Annotated in this window: 16 protein-coding genes; 12 read left to right on the top strand and 4 right to left on the bottom strand. The window is 54.1% G+C overall.

All coding sequences use genetic code 11. The features are described from left to right. Positions 1-125 precede the first annotated feature (125 nt). Entirely contained in the window at positions 126-1,910 is a 1,785-nt protein-coding gene (locus R70331_RS08620; protein ID WP_042174579.1) for a peptidoglycan D,D-transpeptidase FtsI family protein, read from the top strand. Here R70331_RS08620 and R70331_RS08625 read toward each other — a convergent pair. Further along, positions 1,871-3,079, bottom strand: coding sequence for an AI-2E family transporter (locus R70331_RS08625; RefSeq protein ID WP_042174581.1), 1,209 nt, complete (start codon positions 3,077-3,079; stop codon positions 1,871-1,873). The genes R70331_RS08620 and R70331_RS08625 overlap by 40 nt on opposite strands. A 287-nt stretch (positions 3,080-3,366) precedes the next feature. Here R70331_RS08625 and R70331_RS08630 point away from each other — a divergent pair, with 287 nt between their 5' ends. After that, the gene (locus R70331_RS08630) at positions 3,367-4,746 is read left to right on the top strand and encodes a polysaccharide deacetylase family protein (protein ID WP_042174583.1); all 1,380 of its coding nucleotides are present in this window, start codon (positions 3,367-3,369) and stop codon (positions 4,744-4,746) included. Positions 4,747-5,311: 565 nt separating this feature from the next. On the opposite strand, the gene ilvD is transcribed toward R70331_RS08630, so the two are convergent. Then, positions 5,312-6,997, bottom strand: coding sequence for a dihydroxy-acid dehydratase (ilvD, locus tag R70331_RS08635; protein WP_042174585.1), 1,686 nt, complete (start codon positions 6,995-6,997; stop codon positions 5,312-5,314). A gap of 477 nt (positions 6,998-7,474) precedes the next feature. Continuing rightward, positions 7,475-8,515 carry an acyltransferase family protein gene (locus R70331_RS08640; protein WP_042174588.1) on the bottom strand — a complete coding sequence of 347 codons (1,041 nt, stop codon included), beginning with the start codon at positions 8,513-8,515 and terminating at the stop codon, positions 7,475-7,477. A gap of 196 nt (positions 8,516-8,711) precedes the next feature. Here R70331_RS08640 and R70331_RS08645 point away from each other — a divergent pair, with 196 nt between their 5' ends. From R70331_RS08645 to mgrA, 4 genes are all read left to right on the top strand, one after another. After that, positions 8,712-9,452, top strand: coding sequence for an alpha/beta hydrolase (locus R70331_RS08645; protein ID WP_042174590.1), 741 nt, complete (start codon positions 8,712-8,714; stop codon positions 9,450-9,452). A 30-nt stretch (positions 9,453-9,482) separates the two neighbouring features. Further along, on the top strand, positions 9,483-10,247 hold the full coding sequence (locus R70331_RS08650) for an HAD family hydrolase (protein ID WP_042174592.1): 765 nt from the start codon (positions 9,483-9,485) through the stop codon (positions 10,245-10,247). A gap of 33 nt (positions 10,248-10,280) precedes the next feature. Next, positions 10,281-11,018: an NAD-dependent protein deacylase gene (locus R70331_RS08655; RefSeq protein ID WP_042174594.1), complete on the top strand. Its 738-nt coding sequence runs from the start codon at positions 10,281-10,283 to the stop codon at positions 11,016-11,018. A gap of 94 nt (positions 11,019-11,112) precedes the next feature. Then, entirely contained in the window at positions 11,113-12,117 is a 1,005-nt protein-coding gene (gene mgrA / locus R70331_RS08660) for an L-glyceraldehyde 3-phosphate reductase (RefSeq protein WP_042174596.1), read from the top strand. Between the two features lie 626 nt (positions 12,118-12,743). Here the strand turns inward: mgrA and R70331_RS08665 are convergent. Further along, positions 12,744-13,601 (bottom strand): AraC family transcriptional regulator, encoded by an 858-nt coding sequence (locus R70331_RS08665; RefSeq protein WP_042174598.1) that lies wholly within the window; start codon positions 13,599-13,601, stop codon positions 12,744-12,746. A 234-nt stretch (positions 13,602-13,835) separates the two neighbouring features. Here R70331_RS08665 and R70331_RS08670 point away from each other — a divergent pair, with 234 nt between their 5' ends. The 6 genes from R70331_RS08670 (at position 13,836) to R70331_RS08695 (ending at position 21,258) form a co-directional block, all read left to right on the top strand. Then, positions 13,836-15,014 (top strand): galactokinase, encoded by a 1,179-nt coding sequence (locus tag R70331_RS08670; RefSeq protein WP_042174600.1) that lies wholly within the window; start codon positions 13,836-13,838, stop codon positions 15,012-15,014. A 1-nt stretch (position 15,015) separates the two neighbouring features. Then, positions 15,016-16,002, top strand: a complete 987-nt coding sequence (galE, locus tag R70331_RS08675; RefSeq protein ID WP_042174603.1) for a UDP-glucose 4-epimerase GalE — start codon at positions 15,016-15,018, stop codon at positions 16,000-16,002. A gap of 45 nt (positions 16,003-16,047) precedes the next feature. Then, a complete protein-coding gene (locus R70331_RS08680; protein WP_042174605.1) occupies positions 16,048-17,628 on the top strand; it encodes a UDP-glucose--hexose-1-phosphate uridylyltransferase in 1,581 nt (526 codons plus the stop codon). Between the two features lie 161 nt (positions 17,629-17,789). Continuing rightward, positions 17,790-18,953, top strand: coding sequence for an iron-containing alcohol dehydrogenase (locus tag R70331_RS08685; RefSeq protein WP_042174608.1), 1,164 nt, complete (start codon positions 17,790-17,792; stop codon positions 18,951-18,953). A gap of 227 nt (positions 18,954-19,180) precedes the next feature. Next, positions 19,181-19,717: an NfeD family membrane protein gene (locus tag R70331_RS08690; RefSeq protein WP_042174610.1), complete on the top strand. Its 537-nt coding sequence runs from the start codon at positions 19,181-19,183 to the stop codon at positions 19,715-19,717. Beyond that, positions 19,717-21,258 carry a flotillin lipid rafts scaffold protein FloT gene (locus R70331_RS08695; RefSeq protein WP_042174614.1) on the top strand — a complete coding sequence of 514 codons (1,542 nt, stop codon included), beginning with the start codon at positions 19,717-19,719 and terminating at the stop codon, positions 21,256-21,258. The genes R70331_RS08690 and R70331_RS08695 overlap by 1 nt, the downstream gene beginning before the upstream one ends. Positions 21,259-21,406 lie beyond the last annotated feature (148 nt).

A 21,406-nucleotide genomic window follows, 5' to 3' on the forward strand; every position in this document is an offset into this window, starting at 1 on the left:
TTTTGTGGTTTTAGGCTTATTTTGTATACCGCTGACGAATTTTTGGTATTTATCGGGAAGGTGGGCATAATAAAAGCCACAAGGCCTGAACCGTTGATGTACAGGTAGCAGCAGGGGGAATAACATTGCACAAGCACCTTAATAAGCGTATTGTCTGGAGCCTGCTAATACTGTCGGCTCTTATTGGAGTTCTTGTAATCAGGCTGGCCTGGGTGCAGCTTGTGCTGAAGCACCGGGCTGTTCCGGGAGCGGCATATACTATGGCACAGATGGCGGCGATTCAAAGCGAACGGGAAACCGTACTCGATAGCGGGCGGGGGAGGCTCTATGACCGCAACGGGAGACCGCTGGCCGGAGAGACGGTATGGACAGCGGCCTTTTTTCCGCAGGAGGAGACGGCGGCAGCAGGAGACAGCAGCAAGCTGAAGCAGCTTGCTGCTGTCCTTGGAGTGTCATACGGCGAGCTGGAGAGCCGTATCAGCGGGCTGAAAGAGCCGTTGCTCTGGCCTTCGGCAGGGGGCAGAAGCCCCATAGCCCTGACTCCCGAGCAGGCGGAGCAGGTGGAGGCGCTTGCGGTCAACGGTGTGCGCGCGCTGCCGTATGTCCGCAGATATGACGAAGCGGCGACAGGACGCCAGTGGCTGGGCTATTTGTCGGAGCTGGCACCGGCAGTCGCTAAGCAGTCGCCCACTGGTCTGCGGGTTCCGCTTGCCGGCATGGACGGGCTTGAGAAGACGCTGGAGCCGCTGCTGCAGGGAGTGGGCCATACCGAGGTCTATGTGCAGGTCGATGCCCGCGGCAACCGCCTGCCCGGCAGCCCGCTCAAGGTAAAGGCGCCGGGCAATCCTTATTATCCGCTTTCAGTCTACACTACGATTGACAAAAAGCTGCAGGAGGGGATAGAACAGCTGGCGGTGGAGGCTGGGGTGAAGGAAGGAGCTGTAGTTGTTCTGGATTCCAGGTCAGGAGACATTGCGGCCATGGTGTCTCTGCCTTTATATGATCCGGACCGCATCTCGCCTGAAGGCGGCGAGTGGAATAACCGGGCGCTGCAGGCGGCGGTTCCCGGCTCGGTCTTTAAGCTTGTAACGGCTGCCGCAGCGCTTGAAGCCGGCGTAACCTCACCGGAGGAACGGTTCTTCTGCTCCGGCCAATTCGGCAAGTATCACCTGTCCTGCCCGCACGGCAAAGAACACGGCTCCCTCACGCTGGCGCAAGGGTTCGCCGTGTCCTGTAACACCGTATTCGCTTCGCTGGCCGAGCGGCTCAGCGGCGCCCAGCTCCAGGCCGCTGCGCTTGCGCTCGGCCTGGGAAGAGACATCGGCTGGCAGGCCGCGGATACGCTGGGCCAGCCGGTGCTCCGGCCGCTGGCTGGCGAGCAGCCGGGCCGGATCTTCAGCACCCTGGTTCCCGACGACGCCGGGGCCAGGGTGCAGACCGCCATTGGCCAGCGGGATGTAACCATGACGCCGCTGCAGGCGGCGAATCTGGTTGTGACGCTGCTGCATGGCGGGGAAGTGCGGGCGCCGCGCATTCTGCAGCGCGTCGCCTTCCGGAACGGGCAGACGCTGCAGGAGCTGCCCGCGCACCTGGCGCCGGCTGCCGCCGGCGCCGTCTCCAGACAGACAGCACAGACACTGCTGTCCTGGATGCGGCTGGTAGTAACTGAAGGAACCGGCAGGCGCCTGCGCAGTACGCATTGGCCGGTGGCAGGCAAGTCAGGTACAGCCCAGACCCTGGTGAAGGGGATGCCGCGTAACAACCAATGGTTTATCGGCTATGGGCCGGCAGATCATCCCCGGTATGCCGTATCCGTTGCCGTAGAGAATGTAGATCCCGGCAGCCAGCATACCGCAACCCTCCTCTTCGGTCAGATCTTTGATTTGCTGTCAGGCTCATCCGGAGCCTGACCCGGGGCCGGAGGTTCAGCTGCCGGATCGCCGGATTTCGTGCCTCCGGCAGTTGAAGGGTCTGAAGCGGCAAACGGTGACACAATGAATTCCTCCTGCGGCAGGTAAATCCAGCGCTGCAGATAACCCTGCTGAATAAGCTCTTTGATCAGAATAAGCAGAATCGGCGACAGAATCAGTCCGGCGACACCGAAGGCAGACATCGAGAAGATGACGAACGACAGCATCAGAAAAGCAGAGGAAACGCCGATGGAATTGCCGGTAATCTTCGGCTCCAGCAGCTGACGTACGATCAGCACCACAGCGAGCAGCACAATAAGCCCGATTGCAAGTGAAGTGTTGCCGACGATGAACAGGTAGATGATCCAGGGAATCAGGATGGTCGATACTCCGAGCAGCGGCAGTATATCAAATACGGCACATACCAGCGCCAGCGTTAATACATTACCGGTTCCAAGAATGAGCAGGCCGGCCAGTACAATTACAAAGGTGATGCTAATTAGAATCATCTGTGCCTTAAGGTAGGACCCGATAGCCTTAAATACATTGCCCTGGACAAAAGCGTAGGCAGTTTTGAATGTCTTGGGCATTTTATCATGGGCAATTTTGCGCCAGTCCTTGATCTCCATGCTGAGGAAAAAGGCGAGAATAATGGCAATTCCGAAATTCCCCATAAAGGAAGAGAAGGAACCAAGCGCTCCAATCATATATTTAAAGAAAATGACCAGCCAGCCCGAGAGGACGTTGGTGGCATCGGTAAAATAGCCGTTGATTTTGTCTGTCAGATCGGCCGGCAGCGCATCAATCTGCTGTTGGAGATATGTAGTGGCTTCGGCAAAATGCTCCTGGACAATAGCCGTATATTTTGGCAGGCTTTCCTGGAACTGCATTGCTTGTGTAGCGATAAGCAGGCCGGCGCCAAACAGAATGCCGAGCAGAATGACCAGGAAGAGCAGCACCGAGATGGCTGAGGCGAAGGGCTTGCCGAGGCCTTTGCGGTTAAGGAAACGGGCCAGCGGCTCAATCAGCAGGAAGACGAAAAAAGAGAGAAATACGGGTGCGGCGAGCTGATAGAGCTTGCTGAATGCGAGCATAACCAGATACACTGTCAGCACGACCAGCCCGATATCGAAAAATGTTCGCCAATATTTTTTGTACAGCGGCAGCATAGATTAACACGACTCCTTTTTAATAACGTCAAATTGAATTTAGTTGATTTTACGTTTGAGTATGTTCTTGGTTTCTTTTTAGAGAAATTGACAAATTTAGCTTCCATTCATTGTACACGATTTTAATAATAATGCGTCTTTTTCTTTATGACCTGTGTTAAAATAGGGGGTAATGTTTTTTTGCGGAATCTGTCCGCCGGAAAAATCATGAGACATCTAACTGTTCTTCTACTTGGCCGTACCTGTAAAACGAGCCAAAGTCAACTCTGGAAAAGCGGGGAATATACATGCAGACTTTGCTGCTCTGGTTATTTTACATTTCTACCTTTTATGCTTTCATTCCCGGAATGATCAGCAGAATATTCGGCTACCGCGTCTTCCGCAAAGGCATCGGGCGCAGTGAATTTGCCTTGACCTTTGACGACGGTCCGGACCCGCGCTATACACCGCTGCTGCTGGATCTTTTGAAACGATATGATGCCAAGGCGACCTTTTTTGTCGTCGGCTCACACGCCGAGCAGAATCCGGAGATTATTAAGCGTATCCATGATGAGGGCCATCTCATCGGCATCCATAATTATGTGCACAAAACCAACTGGCTGATGCGGCCCGCCACCGTGAAGCAGCAGATTAAGCGCACAGATGACATTATTTACAGTATTACCGGTGTGCGCAGCACGTATTACCGTCCGCCGTGGGGCATCGTCAATCTGTTTGACTTCTCAAAGCGCCGTCAGGTACAGATCGTTCTGTGGTCTGCGATGTTCGGCGACTGGAAGGAAAAGCTGGGTGCTGAGCGTCTGACCGGCAAGCTGATGAGCAAGCTCGGCCCGGGTGAAGTCATGCTGCTGCATGATTGCGGTACAACGCTGGGTGCTGATCCCAATGCGCCGGAGCATATGCTGATTGCCTTGGAGCGCATGCTGCAGGAGGCAGACAGCCGCGGGCTGCGCAGCATTCGGATCGACGATATGATCAAACAGGTGCAAGCCTCCCCGATCATGCGGCTATCCTTCGGCAAACGGCTGCTCGTCGGACTGTGGCTGATCTGGGAACAATGCTTCCAGTTCATGTTCCGGATCAAGACGATCGCTCCCGCTGACCCGTTCCTGCATTACCGGCTGCGCAAGTACCAGGGGGAGCCGGTACAGATGGAGAACGGCGAGCGGCTGGTCAAAGGCGACCAGATTATCGAGCTGCATATCGACAACAGGCAGCTGTTCGAGCTCGGTGTTCACGCCCGGTCTTCCGCACAGCTCGCCATCCGGATGATCCGCCGCATGCAAAAGGACCTGCCGGTCCTGGCGGAGCGGATTGCGGCTGACGTGGAACTGGCAGAAGCCAAAGCGTTATACGGGGTAAGCATGCTTAACCGCGGGCCTGAGAAGTTCGGCTTCATGGTGCTGGATCTGCCGGACGGCTGGTTTGCCCGGTCAACCAAGTTTTATCTGAGTGTACTGCTCAGCGTGATTCACCCGGCCGGCGGCGCACGTCTCAAAGAACGAAGTGAGGTGCTGGTGCCCAAAATGATACTGATGCCGGTATCCCAGCTGCTTGACCAGATGAACCAGCAGCGGCCGCAGAAGCAGGTTAAGGTGCGGGAGCGGGTGCGCGAAGAGGAAATGGCTCTGGAACCGGAGCTTCCGGGCGCGACAGCTGTCCATTAATCTGATCGTCCTTATGGATTCGTTAATTTGTCAGCTGAGCGGACATAATTTACTTAGCAATCGGTTAGGTATACTAATTATCAGGCAATTATTATTATAACTTGTTCAGTACAGGATAGGACGGGGGCTTTTGAGCCCCTGTCTTTTTTTGTTATCCGCAATGCTGCCGTATTTACATTTTCGTCTACATCCGGAATAAAATTGGCAGATTAGATTACCCGCCTGCTGATTAGCTTAGCTGCACTTTATACAATTAAAAACGGTCATCTCCGGGGGGCGCGGCCTTATAAATGTACTTTGTGCAGCTATTTCATCCGGAAACGGCCCAAACCAGCTTTATACGGCCAGATAGTTGCACAGAATACAGCTATATGGGCAATTCCGGAAAAAACAGGCCTTTTAATTGTACAAAGTGCAGTTATTCATCTGGCAGAGGCTATACCTGTAAACGCCGGCATTAGTCTTTCACTTCATCCAAAAGAGCCCCGGACGCGTATGAAGCAAAGGTCCGCACATAAAAAAGTCCCGGACGCATTAAACGTCCGGGACCTGCACACAACGATTATTAAATCTTCAGCACGCCGCCCTTGCTTGCATTGGTAACGAGTGCGGAATAACGGGCCAGGTAGCCTTTTTTGACCTTTGGCTCAAAGCCTTTCCAGCCTGTGCGGCGGGTAGCCAGTGTTTCTTCATCGACCAGAAGCTCAATCTTACGGTTGATCAGATCCAGCTCAATGATGTCGCCGTCTTCAACGAATGCAATCGGGCCGCCTTCTGCAGCTTCCGGTGAGATATGGCCGATGCTGATCCCGCGGGATGCACCGGAGAAACGTCCGTCCGTGATCAGGCCGACTTTGGCGCCAAGGCCCATGCCGACGATCTGGGAAGTAGGGGCGAGCATTTCCGGCATGCCCGGACCGCCTTTAGGACCTTCATAACGGATAACTACGACATGGCCTTCTTTAACCTTGCCGTTTGCAATGCCTTCCAGTGCAGTTTCCTGGGAGTCAAAGCAGATTGCCGGTCCTTTGTGGTAGCCGCCGACAGAAGCGTCAACTGCACCAACCTTGATGATGGAACCTTCCGGTGCCAGATTGCCGTACAGGACAGCCAGGCCGCCTACCTCGGAGTAAGGATTCTCCAGCTTATGAATAACGCTGGTATCCAGGATCTCGTGGCCGCGGACATTCTCGGCCAGTGTTTTGCCGGTAACGGTCATACAGTCGCCATAGATGGCGCCCGGCTTCTTGAGCAGCTCGTTCAGCACGGCGCTTACGCCGCCAGCCCGGTCAACGTCTTCGATGAAGATGTCGGAGGCAGGTGCCAGCTTGGCCAGATAAGGTACGCGGTTAGCCACTTCATTGATGCGTTCGAGCGGATAATCAATTTCAGCTTCTTGAGCCAAAGCCAATGTGTGAAGCACGGTGTTTGTCGATCCGCCCATCGCCATATCGAGTGCGAAGGCGTTGTCCAGTGACTCCTTGGTTACGATATCACGCGGCTTCAGATCCAGCTTGATCAGCTCCATCAGCTGGGTCGCTGATTTGCGGACAAAGTCTCTGCGTTCTTCAGCTACTGCGAGGATTGTGCCGTTACCCGGAAGAGCAAGGCCCATGGCCTCAGCCAGGCAGTTCATGGAGTTGGCTGTGAACATACCCGAGCAGGAGCCGCAGGTAGGACAACCAAATTGTTCAAGTTCGAGCAGCTCAGCATCGTTGATTTTACCGACCTGATGCGCGCCAACGCCTTCGAATACAGAAGTAAGCGAGAGCTTGTTGCCTTTGCTGTCAACGCCGGCCTTCATCGGCCCGCCGCTGACAAAGATAGTCGGGATGTTGACGCGCAGGGCGCCCATCATCATGCCCGGGGTGATTTTATCACAGTTGGGAATGCAGACCATGCCGTCGAACCAGTGCGCGGAAACAACCGTTTCCAGTGCATCGGCGATGATCTCGCGGCTTGGCAGCGAATAGCGCATACCGATGTGGCCCATAGCGATTCCGTCGTCAACGCCGATCGTATTGAATTCAAAAGGAACGCCGCCGGCTTCGCGGATGGCATCCTTAACGATTTTGCCGAACTCCTGAAGATGGACGTGTCCAGGTACGATGTCGATGTAGGAGTTGCAGACCGCAATGAACGGTTTGCCGAAATCCTCTTCTTTTACGCCGGCGGCACGCAGGAGACTGCGGTGCGGAGCCCGGTCGAAGCCTTTTTTAATCATGTCTGAACGCATTTTCTTGGCTGCCATAATTACATTCCCTCCCGAAATTTGTTGAACGGATATAGTGTCGCATTAACGCATTGCAATCCCGAAAGATGCGCATCTGCGGTTTATAGAAAGAACGGGGTCCAGCTTCATGCAGAAGGAGGGCGGAGCCGTTTCTATAAAAAACAATGCCGTATTTAACAGGGTCTAACCAGCCTCCCGAAGCAGGCAGCCAGCCATTGTTATTAGTGAGTCTATCATAAAAGGCCTGCTTTTTCTACCGGGCAGTGTGAAGTTTGTCGGGTTATGCGGATCAGATTGTGATCTGAATGCAAACTGTAATTAATAATCCAAAGTGATTCGGGGATTACGGACAGAACATTATAATGAAGATAAGTTACACGCTGCCGGAAAATTAATTGTCGGAAGCTCTATTTAACGCATAAAGGCCCGGCTCCCGATCAGCGGATAACCGCTTAAGGAGCCAGGCGTTTATAGTTGCAGGGGATGTGGTGACTTTTAAGGCGTGCGGCGAAGTGCGGCGCGCTGCAGGGTAATCATCCAGTCCACTGGAGGTTCAACCAGCGGGTGCAGCCAGCGCTTGACGGCCGGCCGGGCCAGCAGCACGGTGCAGAGCACGGCTGCGAACAGCAGCAGAACGGCTCCGGCAGCGTTGCCGATATAGCTGTAGATTCCTGAGACCGCAGCCAGCCGGACAACAATGCCGTGAAGCAGGAATACATACAGCGTGCGGCGGCCCCAGTCGGTCATCCGGCTCACACCGTAAGGCACGAGTCCGAGAAAGGCCAGGGATGCTGCGATCTGCACAGCGTACAGCGCCAGCCGGTAGACACCTGCATACCATTCTGCAGCGCCAAGCTGCATATAAGTCATATTGCCGTACAGCCACCCAAGCGGCAGCTCGGGGCTTAGCAGGATTAGAACGGCCAGGAGCACCAGGGAGGCAGCGGCAGCAGCAGCCTTAACATATTTACGGTATATCCTGGTAAATGCGCCGAAAGAGAAGTGATAGCCGATTACGAAATAAGGCAGATAGACAAAGGTGCGGCTGATGCTGAACCAGACGCCATCAACCTGAAGATAGCCTACCGCTACACCGGCTGTTACAGCAAAGGCAATCTGCGCGGCTGCAGACCATTTGCCCATTCCCAGCATCAGCAGGCGCCAGCAGGCATGACTGGCCAGAAACCAAAGGAGCAGATAAGGTGCGAATACGGAATGATGAATGCCATTTACTTGGAAAAGGGAAACGTCCAGTGCAGAATACAGGGTTTGGAAGATCAGGTATTGCATACCGATTTGCAGGAGTACTTTGCGTCCTGCGCCGCCGGCAAGGCTTTTTTTGGCGAAATAACCGGTTACCAGTACAAACAGCGGCATATGAAAGCTGAAAATCCACATATAAAGCCCGTGCAGGCCGTCCATACGGCTGATTAGAGGCTCGATCGCATTGCCGGCAAATACAGTGACGATAAGCATAAAGCGCAGGTTAAGAAAAAAGGCTTCTCCGCGCGACTCCAGCGTGCTTTCCCTTACCATGACCTAACCCCCAAAGTTGCACTATGCAAAAATTTTAACTTAATTTTAAAATACATGATTTTGTCTTTAATTATTGTGAATTCTATCACAACAGAAAGCGCTATCAGAGCGATTATTTGTGGCGATATGTTGAAGGTTGTTTGATTTCAGTGATTCCACTATAATTTTCGTATGCAGTACTCGGGAGTGAATCTAATTGAACAAAACGATAAAAAGACGCAGAATTCTCCTGTCACTTGCGGTGCTTCTGGTCATTGCAGGTCTTCTGCTGTGGAGGTATCTGACACCGTATGCGCCGGCGCACAATGCCGAAACAGCGCTGCTCTCAGCCGGTGGAATCACTGTGGAGCAGACGGACGGCTGGATTTCCTTTGAACCTGCGGTCATAAGCGGGACTGCCGTTATTTTTTACCCCGGCGCGCTGGTAGAAGCGGAGGCCTACGCGCCTCTGGCCAAAAGACTTGCCGCCGCAGGGCATCCGTTCTACATAGCCAAAATGCCGCTCAATCTGGCCGTGATCAAGGGGGATGCAGCGGAGGATATCATCCGTGCGCATCCTGAGCAGTCCTTTGTGCTGGGCGGCCACTCGCTTGGCGGTGTTATGGCTTCGCGTTATGCAGCCGGGCATGAGGAGCAGCTTGAGGGTGTCTTTTTTCTGGCCTCTTATCCTGATGAAAAGGGCAGTCTGAAGGACACAACGCTGTCTGTCTTATCGGTACTCGGAACAGCGGATACAGTGGTCAACAGGGACAATTACAGTGAAGGCCGCAGCTATCTGCCCGGTAATACTGTCTATTTCTCCATTACCGGGGGCAATCACGCCCAGTTTGGCAGCTACGGGCCGCAGAAGGGCGACGGAGAGGCGGCGATTACCGAAGAGGAGCAGCAGACCCGCACTGCGCGGGCCATGCTGGATTGGCTGGGCAACCTGCGCTGATTCCCATAGGCAGCTGAGAGGAGGCGGGTGATGCCGCTACTGCATGTTAACAATATGGCTGTACCTTGCCAGAGCATACTATTCGATAAGGACGGCACCTTGCTTGATCTGCTCGCAACCTGGGGAGTCTGGGCTGAGCTGGTGCTGGAGGGGCTGGATAGTCAGCTGGCGCTCATAAGCGGCAGCCGCCCGGCTGATCTGTCCCGTGTGCTCGGGACCCGGCACGGCGCTGACGGCCGGATGACCGGCTATGACCCTGCCGGGCCGCTGGCTATGGCGACTGCTGAAGAGACCACCGGCATTCTGGCCTGGCATCTGTACGATGCAGGGATACCCTGGAACGAAGCTGTAACCCGCATAAATATTATTGTCAAAGAGGCGATGAACGGGCTGCGTTCACGGCGTACCGCAGTGCCTCTCCCGGGCCTGCTGCCGTTTCTGCAGCAATGTGCAGCAGCAAAGCTGAAGCTGGGCGTTGTGACCTCCGACGGATCAAATACAACCGGTGAACATCTGGAATGGATGGGTATCGCCGGATTTTTTCAGACTATAGTCACAAGAGACCGTGTCAGGCTTGGCAAGCCGGCTCCGGAGATGGCCGAAACAGCCTGCCGCGAGCTCGGTGTGCTGCCGGAGAATACCGTAATAATTGGTGACAGCAATGCGGATATGCAGCTCGGTAAGGGTGCCGGCCTGCGGCTGTCTGTCGGGATATCTCCGGAAGGGGGCTCCGGTCATCTGCTGGATGCGGATACGGTTATCGCCGGTTATCATCAGCTTGCCATTACAGGTTAATATCTGCTGAAAGAAAGGATGCGTGTGCTGGCTATGGATAAAGTGCAGACTCTGGTTTCCTGGATTAAGAACAGCGGCAATATTGTATTTTTCGGAGGAGCCGGAACCTCGACCGAAAGCGGAATTCCCGATTTTCGTTCTGCAGCAGGGCTGTATCAGTCTGAGCATAACTCCCCTTATCCGCCTGAGGTAATGCTCAGCCGGCGTTTTTTTATGTCCTCACCGGACATTTTTTTTGATTTCTACCGTAGTAAAATGCTTCATCCGGAAGCTTCTCCGAACGGCGCGCACCGGCTGCTCGCTGAGCTTGAAGGCCAGGGTAAGCTGAAGGCGGTGATTACCCAGAATATTGACGGCCTGCACCAGCAGGCGGGCAGCCGCGCTGTATTTGAGCTGCATGGCTCAATTCACCGCAATCACTGCATGGGCTGCGGGCGCTTTTATCCTGTAGAGGCAATTACGGGCTCAGCAGATAGTGTTCCGCGCTGCAAGGATTGCGGCGGAATTATCAAGCCGGACGTGGTGCTGTATGAAGAGGAGCTTGATCATGACGTGCTGGTGGGATCTGTTGCGGCGATTGCCGCTGCCGATCTGCTGATTATCGGCGGTACTTCGCTGACTGTGCAGCCTGCTGCCAGCCTTATTACTTATTTTAACGGCCGCCATACCGTCCTGTTGAACGGAGAGTCTACTCCCTATGATCACCGGGCTGACCTGATCATTACTGACCGGATCGGAGAGGTTATGGGAAGGATAATGGAGCAGCTGTGACACAGCTTAGGGGCAATCACAGATTATAACGGCGGCACAAGGTTTAAAATAGGGTAGTGAAGGAATCAAGGTTAGCGAGAGGCAGGGATCGGCAATGGTATATGTGGCTAGCGATGAACGTTACGAAATGATGCGTTATAACCGTACGGGCAGGTCAGGCCTCAAGCTTCCGGCAGTTTCGCTGGGGCTGTGGCATAACTTTGGCGGGATCGATGCCTACGAGAACGGCCGGGAGATGATCACACGCTCGTTTGATCTCGGCATTACCCATTTTGACCTGGCGAATAACTACGGCCCGCCTGCGGGCTCCGCGGAGGAGCTGTTCGGCAAGGTGCTGAGCCGTGAGCTTTCGTCTTACCGCGATGAAATGGTGATATCCACCAAGGCGGGATATTATATGTGGCCGGGTCCTTACGGTGACTGGGGTTCGCGGAAATATATGCTTGCCAGCCTGGACCAGAGCCTGAAGCGCCTGGGACTTGATTATGTCGATATTTTCTATTCGCACCGCCCGGACCCGGAGACACCGCTTGAAGAGACGATGGCGGCGCTCGACTATGCTGTGCGTTCGGGCAAGGCGCTCTACATCGGTTTATCGAATTATACGGCGGAGCAGACGGTGGAGGCGGTCCGGATTCTGAACAAGCTGGGAACGCCGCTTCTGATCCATCAGCCGCGTTATTCGATGCTGGACCGCTGGATCGAAGGCGGACTGCAGCAGGTATTGGAGGAGAACGGGGTCGGCAGCATTGCCTTTACTCCTCTGGCTCAGGGGCTGCTGAGCAATAAGTACCTTAACGGGATTCCTGAAGATTCACGGGCTGCCGGCCCATCTGCAGCACTCAATGAGAGCGGGATAACGCCGGAGGTGCAGCGTAAAATCCGTGCCCTTAACCAGCTTGCTGTTACGCGCGGCCAGAGCCTGGCGCAGCTGGCGCTGCAGTGGACCCTGCGGGACGGCAAGGTAACCTCGGCATTGATCGGTGCCAGCCGGATCAGCCAGATTGAGGAGAATATTGCCTGCCTGTCCCATCCGGAATTCTCGCAGGAGGAGCTGGACCGGATCGAAACGATCCTGAAGACCGAGAGCGAGGTTTGAGCCATTGTCTGCTGACGGTACCAGGCTGAATAAAGAATCGTACCTGAAGCACAAAGCTTAATTGCGTGCAGGAGTGTCGATTATACGGAAACGGCGGGAGTTCAGCTATTGTTCAAGAACCGCTGAGACGCTGGCATTTTCGTCCCAAGCATTTAGGTGGATTTTCGCCACTTATTTTCGCTGTTTTTCAGCTATTCTAAAGCTTAGTTGGGAAATCGCAGCTTATTTTAGGTTAAACCGCCGTTTGGAGCGAAAATGGTATGATTAAGTGGCATTTTTCCATCTAGATTCTTCCAACCGGTTGGTAAGCCAAAATTAGTAGGCGGTTTTCCACTTAGCTTGATAAGCGGGAACCTTGTTGAATTATTCCCGTAAGATCGGTAACCCTGAACGATCTATAATCAGCCTAACCTTACAGGCTATAATTGAAGATACGGCATTAGTACAAACATTCCGTATAGCCATACAGTTGTATATTGCCATTTAGCTACAGTAGAGCAACAGCCCGTTTCCTGGAAGGAGACGGGCTGTTGCTCTACATAAAGACAAGGCTGGCAGACAAGTATAAGAACGGTGGCATGAACCGTGAGCCGCTTAGGGAACGTACCCGGCGGGCAACGGCACGGCTATTTCTCCCCGTGTCTGGCTGTTGCCAGCCGGTAGGCGGTCGGGGACTGGGCGCAGAAGCGCTTGAACTGGCGCGAGAAGTACAGTGCATCAGTCAGCCCTACCGAAGCAGCCACCTGCTCGACGGACAGCTCAGGGCGTTCGCGCAGCAGCTGGCGTGATTTCTCGATGCGCAGCTTAAGCAGGTAAGTCACCGGAGAGAGCCCCGTCTCCTGCTTGAAAATCCGTGACAAATAGGCACGGTTGTAGCCAAGGCTGGCGCACATCTGCTCGATGGATACCGGATGGGCATATTGGGAAGCCATATAATGAATCATCTGCTTCACCGTGCGCTTGACCTGGGATTCTGCCCCCGGCAGCCGGGACGCAGAGAGATGGCGTTCCGTTGCTTCGCCAATCACAAGATACAAGTAGCCGAGCGAAGTAAGGTGGGCGCTATCCTTGTTGGCGTAAAAAGCCTGCATCATCCCTTCAAGGGCAATAGGGATTACTGTCCCTTCTGCCGTGGACAGCACCGGCTGCTGCGGCGCAAAGCCTGCCTGGAGCACGAGGCTGTCGGCACCGGCCCCTGTGAAGGCAGCCCAGCGGTAACGCCAGGGCTGCTGCCGGTCTGAGACATAGCTGACAAGCTGTCCGGGGTGGATCAGGAAGCAGTCGCCCGGCCCCAGCTCATATTTACGGTGCTCGGTTGTGAACAGGCCGCAGCCGGATTCAATGAAGTGAAGCAGGTAATAATCGTAGATTTTGGGGCCGGCCTGATGGACCGGCAGAGTCTGGCTTTCGCCGGCAAACAGCACATGCAGATTCTGGTTTTCGAAGTATACGGGATTTGATCCTACGGAATAAGTATGTTCCACGCTGACAGATCCTTTCCATGGGTTAACGCTCTCAATGCCCTGCGCGCAGGGCGGCGGCTTCAGAAGCTAAGATCCTGCCTGAACAAAGTATAACGCGTAAAGTCACATTTATCCATACATTACACACATGATTGCATTATCAGGGCAAGTCTGATTTTATTATAATGTAACCATAAAGAACGCAAGCAAGCTTCCAAAGACGCAGCGATACAATGAAAGGATGGAGTGGCATTAATGAGCATACAGGAACTTAACAGCAAATTTATCGAGAAGTACGGAGAGAGCACAGAGGAGGCGCGGGCATTCTACGCTCCGGGCCGTGTGAACCTGATCGGCGAGCATCTGGACTACAACGGCGGTTATGTGTTCCCGGCAGCACTGGATTTCGGAACAACCCTGATCGTGCGTCCTCGCAGCGACAGCAAGGTGAAGTTCGCTTCCACGAATTTCCCTTACGAAGCTTCCATCGACTGCAGTGAAATCGGTAAAGCAAAAACCGGCGAATGGGTAGACTATCCTGTCGGCGTCCTGGTTGAGCTGGCCAAGAAGGATCTTCCGCTCTCCGGCGGATATGATCTGCTGTTCCACGGCGAAATCCCGAACGGCTCCGGCCTTTCATCCTCTGCTTCCATAGAAGTGGTTACAGGCTATGCTTTCCTGTCCCTGCTGGGCGGAGATACCGATACCGTTGAAATTGCCCTCTTGTCCCAGCGTGCTGAGAACCAGTATGTCGGCGTAAACTCGGGGATTATGGACCAGTTCGCAGTAGCTAACGGCAAACGTGATCATGCAATCCTCCTGATGTGTGACACACTGGAATACAACCTGGTTCCATTTGCAACCGGAGCCTACAAGCTGGTAATCGGAAATACGAACAAAAAGAGAGGTCTTGTAGACTCCAAATATAACGAGCGCCGCAGCCAATGTGAAGAAGCTCTTGCGATCCTGAAGCAGGAAGTACCTTCCCTGTCGTATCTTGCAGAGATGAAACCAGAGCAGTTCGAGCTTCATCAGGACAAAATCACTGATGAAACTGTACGTCGCCGGGCCCGCCACGTTGTGGAAGAAAACCAGCGTGTGCTTGACTCTGTAGAAGTGCTGAAGAACAATGATTTGAAGCAGTTCGGGCTGTACATGAATGACTCCCACGTATCGCTTCGCGACCTTTACGAAGTAAGCTGCGAAGAGCTGGATGTAATGGTGGAGGAAGCACAGCGCATTCCGGGTACACTCGGCTCCCGGATGACCGGAGCAGGCTTCGGCGGCTGCACCGTATCACTGGTACATGAAGATGATGTGGAACGCTTCATCCGTGAAGTTGGCGAAGCTTACACTGCAAGAACCGGCCTGACCGGCGAATTCTATGTATGCGGCATCGGCAACGGTGTAGAAGAACTGGAAGGAGTGAAGTAAGATGGCAATTTTAGTAACAGGCGGAGCGGGGTATATCGGTTCCCACACGGTAGCGGAGCTGCTTGAACGCGGCGAGGAAGTTGTTGTAATCGACAATTTGCTGACAGGGCACCGTGAGGCGCTGCTGGGCGGCAAGCTGTACGAAGGGGACCTGCGTGACAAAGAGCTGTTGGCAAAGCTCTTCTCTGAGAATAATATCGAAGCGGTTATCCACTTTGCAGCCAGCTCCCTAGTTGGCGAGAGCATGAAGGACCCGGTTAAATACTATGACAACAATGTATACGGCACACAGTGTCTTCTGGAAGCAATGCAGCACGCCGGTGTTGACAAAATCGTCTTCTCCTCCACTGCAGCGACCTACGGTGAACCGGAAAAGGTGCCAATTGAGGAAAGCGACCGCACTGAGCCGGCGAATGTCTACGGTGAAACCAAGCTGACTATGGAGCGTATGATGGCGTGGTTCGATAAAGTACTAGGCATCAAATATGTGGCGCTGCGCTACTTCAACGCTGCAGGTGCACACGCCAGCGGCAAGATTGGCGAAGACCACCGTCCGGAGAGCCATCTCGTACCGCTGGTACTGCAGACAGCACTGGGACAGCGTGAGAGCATCGCAGTTTTCGGAGATGACTATCCGACTGAAGACGGAACCTGCGTACGTGACTATATCCATGTCAGCGATCTGGCGGATGCCCATATCCGTGCGGTAACGTACCTGCGCAGCGGCAGTGCCAGCAATGTATTCAACCTCGGGAACGGACTGGGCTTCTCGGTGAAGCAGGTTATCGAATCCGCCCGCAAGGTAACCGGCCGGGACATTCCGGTTGTTACCCAGGAACGCCGCGCCGGCGACCCGGCAGTGCTGGTGGCTTCCTCGGCCAAAGCACGCTCGGTGCTGGGCTGGAATCCGCAGAAGGCAGATATTGAAGAAATTATCCAGAGCGCCTGGAACTGGCATTCGGCCAACCCGCAGGGCTACGGAGAATAATACAGATAAGAGGCTACACCTGAATAAGGAGAATGGAGAGTTAACATGTCTAACGATAATACTGCTGCTCCCGCTGCGGAGCAGGCACTGTATGCCATTGAACAGCTCGTCCTGTTCGCGCAGCACCAGCAGCTGATTCAGCCGGCGGATGTGGATTACAGCCGCAATGAGCTGCTGGACCAGTTCGGCTTCAGCGAGCCTTACCTCGAAGCGTTCAGTGAGGCTCCGCTCGAAAGCCCGCAGGCTCCGCTTGATGTACTGATCGATTACGGCTTCACTATTGGCCTCATCCCTGAGAACACCGACACGTACCGGGACCTGCTGGATGCCAAAATCATGGGCCTGCTGATGGCCCGGCCGTCGGAGGTCAATGCCGAATTCAAGAGCCTTGCGGCTGAGCAGGGAATTGCAGCGGCTACAGACCGCTTTTACAAGCTCAGCATAGATTCTAACTACATCCGGATGGACCGCGTCGCCAAGAACGTCTACTGGCTGCAGGATTCGCCGTACGGCGATATCGAGATGACGATCAACCTGTCCAAGCCGGAGAAAAGCCCGAAGGAAATCGCGATGGCCCGGCTGCTTCCGCCGCCGGTCTATCCGAAATGCCAGCTCTGCCGCGAGAATGTCGGCTATGCCGGCCGGGTCAACCACCCGCCGCGCCAGAACCTGCGCATCATTCCGCTTGAGCTGAACAAAGAGAAATGGTTCTTCCAGTACTCGCCTTACGTCTACTATAACGAGCACTGCATCGTGTTCCATCACGATCATGTTCCGATGAAGCTGACGAAGGACACGCTGAAGCGTCTGCTTTCTTTTGTTGAATCATTCCCGCATTATTTCATCGGCTCCAATGCCGATCTGCCGATTGTCGGCGGGTCCATTCTGACTCACGACCATTTCCAGGGCGGGCGGCATTCGTTCCCGATTCAGAAAGCGCCTAAGGAGGACAACTATAATCATCCGGCTTATCCCGGTGTGAGTCTGAGTATCGTGAAATGGCCGATGTCTGTGCTGCGTCTTGGCGGAAATGATCCGGCGGTGCTGCTGGAATGCGGAAATGCGCTGTACGAAGCCTGGAAGGGCTACAGTGATCCAGAAGCCGATGTACTGGCATTCAGCGATGTTGATGGTATGCAGACACCGCACAACACCGTTACGCCTATCGTACGCCGGTCTGAAGACGGCGGCTTCGAGATGGATCTGGTGCTGCGCAACAACCGGACCAGCGAGGAGTACCCGGAAGGGATCTTCCATCCGCACCGCGAAATGCACCATATCAAGAAGGAGAATATCGGTCTGATTGAGGTTATGGGTCTGGCCATTCTTCCCGGCCGCCTGAAGGAAGAGCTTGATGCCGTAGCCGGTATTCTTGCCGGAGATAAGGCACTGCTTGAGGCAGTCAAGACAGTGGAGGGACATGCGCTGGCGCTGCACGCCTTCTGGATTGATGAGCTGGTTGAACGCTTTGGAACAGGCCTTAGCCGTGAAGAAGCCGTCAAGACAGTCCAGAACGAGGTGGGCACCAAGTTCACGCATATTCTGGAGCATGCCGGAGTATACAAACGGACACCTGAAGGCCAGGCTGCCTTCCGCCGGTTCGTGAAAAGCTTTGGCGCACAATAATAAATATTTAACTGGAATGTCCCGGCCTGTGATGGCACGGGACATTTCTTTTATCCTGCGGGAGAAGGAAATTGATTCCAGAACCGATTTGTATGCAGCACGCCGGAGGTCTATAATATAATCCTGCATTCTATTTTTGAAATTAACGGAGGTAAAGACATATGCGCAAGTTTGAATTTTATAATCCGACCAAACTGATTTTTGGACAAGGTACGCTGGAGGCGCTGCGGACGGAAGTACCGAAGTACGGCAAGAATGTACTGCTCATGTACGGAGGCGGCAGCATCAAGCGCAGCGGCCTTTATGATAATGTGCTAGCCGAGCTGAGTGCGGCCGGAGCAGTTGTCACTGAGCTGGCCGGTGTGGAGCCTAATCCGCGCTTGTCGACGGTACATAAAGGCGTGGAGCTGTGCCGCGGGCATAATATTGATCTCGTTCTTGCTGTCGGCGGCGGAAGTGTGCTGGACTGTGCCAAAGCTGTAGCGGTTGGAGCAAAGTATGACGGGGATATGTGGGACTTCGTTGAACGTAAAGCGGCTCCGCAGGCCGCCCTCCCGCTGGGTACAGTGCTGACCATGGCGGCAACAGGCTCAGAAATGAACAACGGCTCGGTAATTACTAATGAGGTTACGAAGGAAAAAATGGGCTGGGGCAGCGTTCATGCCTATCCGGCATTTTCGATTCTTGATCCGGTGAACACCTTCTCCCTGCCGCGCGATCAGACGGTATACGGGATGGTTGACATCATGTCTCATACCCTTGAGCACTACTTCCACACCGACACCAATACGCCGCTGCAGGACGGCTTCTGTGAAGCGCTGCTGCGCACAGTCATCGATGCGGCGCCTAAGCTGATCGGGGAGCTGGAGAATTATGAGCTGCGTGAGACGATTATGTACTGCGGTACGATGGCGCTGAATGGTATGGTCAGCATGGGCTTCGCCGGTGACTGGGCTACCCACAACATCGAGCATGCTGTATCGGCCGTATATGATATCCCGCATGGCGGCGGTCTGGCCATCCTGTTCCCGCAGTGGATGAAATATAACCTCAGCACCAATCCTTCACGCTTCCGCCAGCTTGCCGTGAATGTATTTGGAGTAGACGCTTCCGGTAAAACGGATGAGGAAGCCGGTCTTGAAGGCATTGAGGCATTGCGGAGCTTCTGGGATTCAATCGGTGCTCCGAAGACGCTTGGCGATTATGACATCGACGACAGCGAAATCGGCAGCATGGCCGACAAGGCGGTCCGCTTCGGACCGTTCGGCAACTTCCGCAAGCTGCAGCGTGACGATGTTGTAGAGATCTACAAGATGTCACTGTAATAAGAGCAGAATTGATACAATACAGAAAGAGGTCTGCAGGCCGTTATGAACGATAACGGCTCGGCGGACCTCTTTCTGTGTAATTTTACAAAGACCCGTCCGGCATTGAACGTACGCATGCAGGAGACATTAATGAGATAAAAATCCAACTTTGTGAAACCAAGGACATGGTTTGTGCGTTTATAGTAGTATGACAGTCCGTAATTACAAGACGGGAGGAGAAAATTATGCAAACGCTATACTTGGGCTGTTTGGCGCTGGGCGTAATTTTTGCGGCAGTTAGTGTCCTGTTTGGGGATCTGATCGGGGATGCCCTGGACGGGGTTCTTGATCTTGTTTCATTCGATTTTCTGAACCCTACAGTACTGGCCGGGGGCATTACTGTTTTTGGAGGAGCAGGTGTTATGCTGACACGCTACAGCGGGCTGGAAGACGGTGCTATTCTTGCCTTGTCTCTGCTGATAGCGGCCTTTATGGCGGTACTCATGTTCCTCGCAGTTATTAAGCCAATGGATAAAAGCGAGGTGTCCACCGGCTTCTCCATGGGTGATCTGCCCGGCAGAATTGGAGAAATCACGGTGCCGGTTCCGGCAGTAGGCTATGGTGAGATTATGGTGAAGTTCGGTGCAGGCAACAGCCTGCATACGGCGGCCAGCTTCGAGCAGCTTCCGCTGCCGGCAGGCAGTAAGGTGGTTATCGTCGAAGTGAAGGAAGGCGTTGCAATGGTTACTGAATTCGAAGAGAGAATAGGAGCGGGTGTGTAATGTTCAATTTGGCTGATTATGATTTCTTGTTGATTCCTGTTGTAGTTATTGCTGTTCTGTTTGTACTGGCTATTGCCTTCTGGGCGCGGTACAAGACTGTCGGACCTGATGAAGGCATGATCGTTACCGGTTCTTTCCTTGGCAAAAATCATATTTCTGATGACGGCTCCGGCCGCAAAATCAAAATCGTCCGCGGTGGCGGTGCCTTTATTCTTCCTGTATTCCAGAAGGCGGAGTTCATGTCGCTGCTCTCCCATAAACTCGATGTAACTACACCGGAAGTATATACGGAGCAAGGGGTTCCGGTTATTGCCGACGGTGTGGCGATTATCAAGGTGGGCAGTTCGACTGAGGATGTTGCGACGGCCGCCGAGCAGTTCATGGGCAAGCCGATTGATGCGCTCAAGAGCGAAGCCCAGGAAGTGCTGGAGGGCCATCTGCGGGCTATTCTCGGCTCGATGACTGTTGAAGAGGTGTACCGTAACCGTGACCGTTTTGCCCAGGAGGTTCAGGGAGTTGCAGCGCGGGATCTGAAGAAGATGGGGCTGCAGATTGTTTCCTTCACGATTAAGGATGTACGCGATAAGCACGGTTACCTTGAAGCATTGGGTAAACCGCGGATTGCCGCAGTAAAGCGGGATGCCGAAATTGCAGAAGCTGAAGCGGTGCGGGATGCCCGTATTCAGAAGGCAAACGCCGAGGAGCAGGGGCAGAAGGCGGAGCTGCTGCGTGATACGAACATTGCTGAAGCATCTAAGGACAATCAGCTGAAGGTTGCCGCGTTCAAGCGCGATCAGGATACGGCAAAGGCGGAAGCCGATCAGGCGTACCACATCCAGGAAGCCCGTGCTAAGCAGACCGTAGTAGAGGAGCAGATGAAGGTCGAGCTGGTCCGCAAGGAGCGCGAAATTGATCTGCAAGGAAAGGAAATTCAGGTCCGCGAGAAGCAATATGATGCAGAAGTGAAGAAGAAAGCGGAGGCTGACCGTTACGCTGTAGAACAGGCGGCAGAAGCAGATAAGGCAAAACGTATGCGTGAAGCGGATGCTCTCCAATATAGTATTGAAACTCAAGCAAAAGCGACCTCTGAGCAGAAACGGCTTGAAGGCCAGGCGATGGCGGATGCCGAGCTGGCCAAGGGTAAAGCGGAAGCCGAGGTTATCCGGGCACGCGGTCTTGCCGAAGCGGAAGCCAAGGAGAAGCTGGCTGAGGCTTTCCAGAAGTTCGGCGAAGCGGCTGTGCTCGACATTATCGTCAAGATGCTGCCAGAGCTGGCCGGCAAGATTGCTGAGCCGATCTCGGCAATTGACAAGCTTACGGTCGTGGATACCGGCAACGGCGAAGGTGCAGCGCGGGTAAGTAATTATGTGACCCAGCTGATGGCGACTGCTCCAGAAATGCTGAAGAGCGTCTCCGGCATTGACGTAGAGGCGCTGATCAAGGGACTGACCCAGAAGTCTGTACCTGCAACAGCAGTCAGCACCGTTCAGGCTGTTCCGCACAGTCCCGCAGCAGGCATTGAGCCAAAGGACCAGGCATAGGTACCGGTATAGTACAATAAGGACTGTGCAAGACTTTCCGGCATGAACGTGATTTAAGCATCAGCACGTCTCTACACAGGCAGACGTGCTGATTTTTTTGTACCTTGACCGGAAGCATTTAGACAGTATATGGACTGGGGGGAGAATG

The sequence above is a fragment of the Paenibacillus sp. FSL R7-0331 genome, from assembly GCF_000758645.1.
GTDB lineage: Bacteria > Bacillota > Bacilli > Paenibacillales > Paenibacillaceae > Paenibacillus_AQ > Paenibacillus_AQ camerounensis.

Coding starts and splice junctions, on each gene's coding strand:
- R70331_RS08625 (WP_042174581.1), bottom strand. CDS start 3,079: ATGCTGCCGCTGTACAAAAAATATTGGCGAACATTTTTCGATATCGGG.
- R70331_RS08630 (WP_042174583.1), top strand. CDS start 3,367: ATGCAGACTTTGCTGCTCTGGTTATTTTACATTTCTACCTTTTATGCT.
- ilvD (WP_042174585.1), bottom strand. CDS start 6,997: ATGGCAGCCAAGAAAATGCGTTCAGACATGATTAAAAAAGGCTTCGAC.
- R70331_RS08640 (WP_042174588.1), bottom strand. CDS start 8,515: ATGGTAAGGGAAAGCACGCTGGAGTCGCGCGGAGAAGCCTTTTTTCTT.
- R70331_RS08650 (WP_042174592.1), top strand. CDS start 9,483: ATGCCGCTACTGCATGTTAACAATATGGCTGTACCTTGCCAGAGCATA.
- R70331_RS08655 (WP_042174594.1), top strand. CDS start 10,281: ATGGATAAAGTGCAGACTCTGGTTTCCTGGATTAAGAACAGCGGCAAT.
- mgrA (WP_042174596.1), top strand. CDS start 11,113: ATGGTATATGTGGCTAGCGATGAACGTTACGAAATGATGCGTTATAAC.
- R70331_RS08670 (WP_042174600.1), top strand. CDS start 13,836: ATGAGCATACAGGAACTTAACAGCAAATTTATCGAGAAGTACGGAGAG.
- galE (WP_042174603.1), top strand. CDS start 15,016: ATGGCAATTTTAGTAACAGGCGGAGCGGGGTATATCGGTTCCCACACG.
- R70331_RS08680 (WP_042174605.1), top strand. CDS start 16,048: ATGTCTAACGATAATACTGCTGCTCCCGCTGCGGAGCAGGCACTGTAT.
- R70331_RS08685 (WP_042174608.1), top strand. CDS start 17,790: ATGCGCAAGTTTGAATTTTATAATCCGACCAAACTGATTTTTGGACAA.
- R70331_RS08690 (WP_042174610.1), top strand. CDS start 19,181: ATGCAAACGCTATACTTGGGCTGTTTGGCGCTGGGCGTAATTTTTGCG.
- R70331_RS08695 (WP_042174614.1), top strand. CDS start 19,717: ATGTTCAATTTGGCTGATTATGATTTCTTGTTGATTCCTGTTGTAGTT.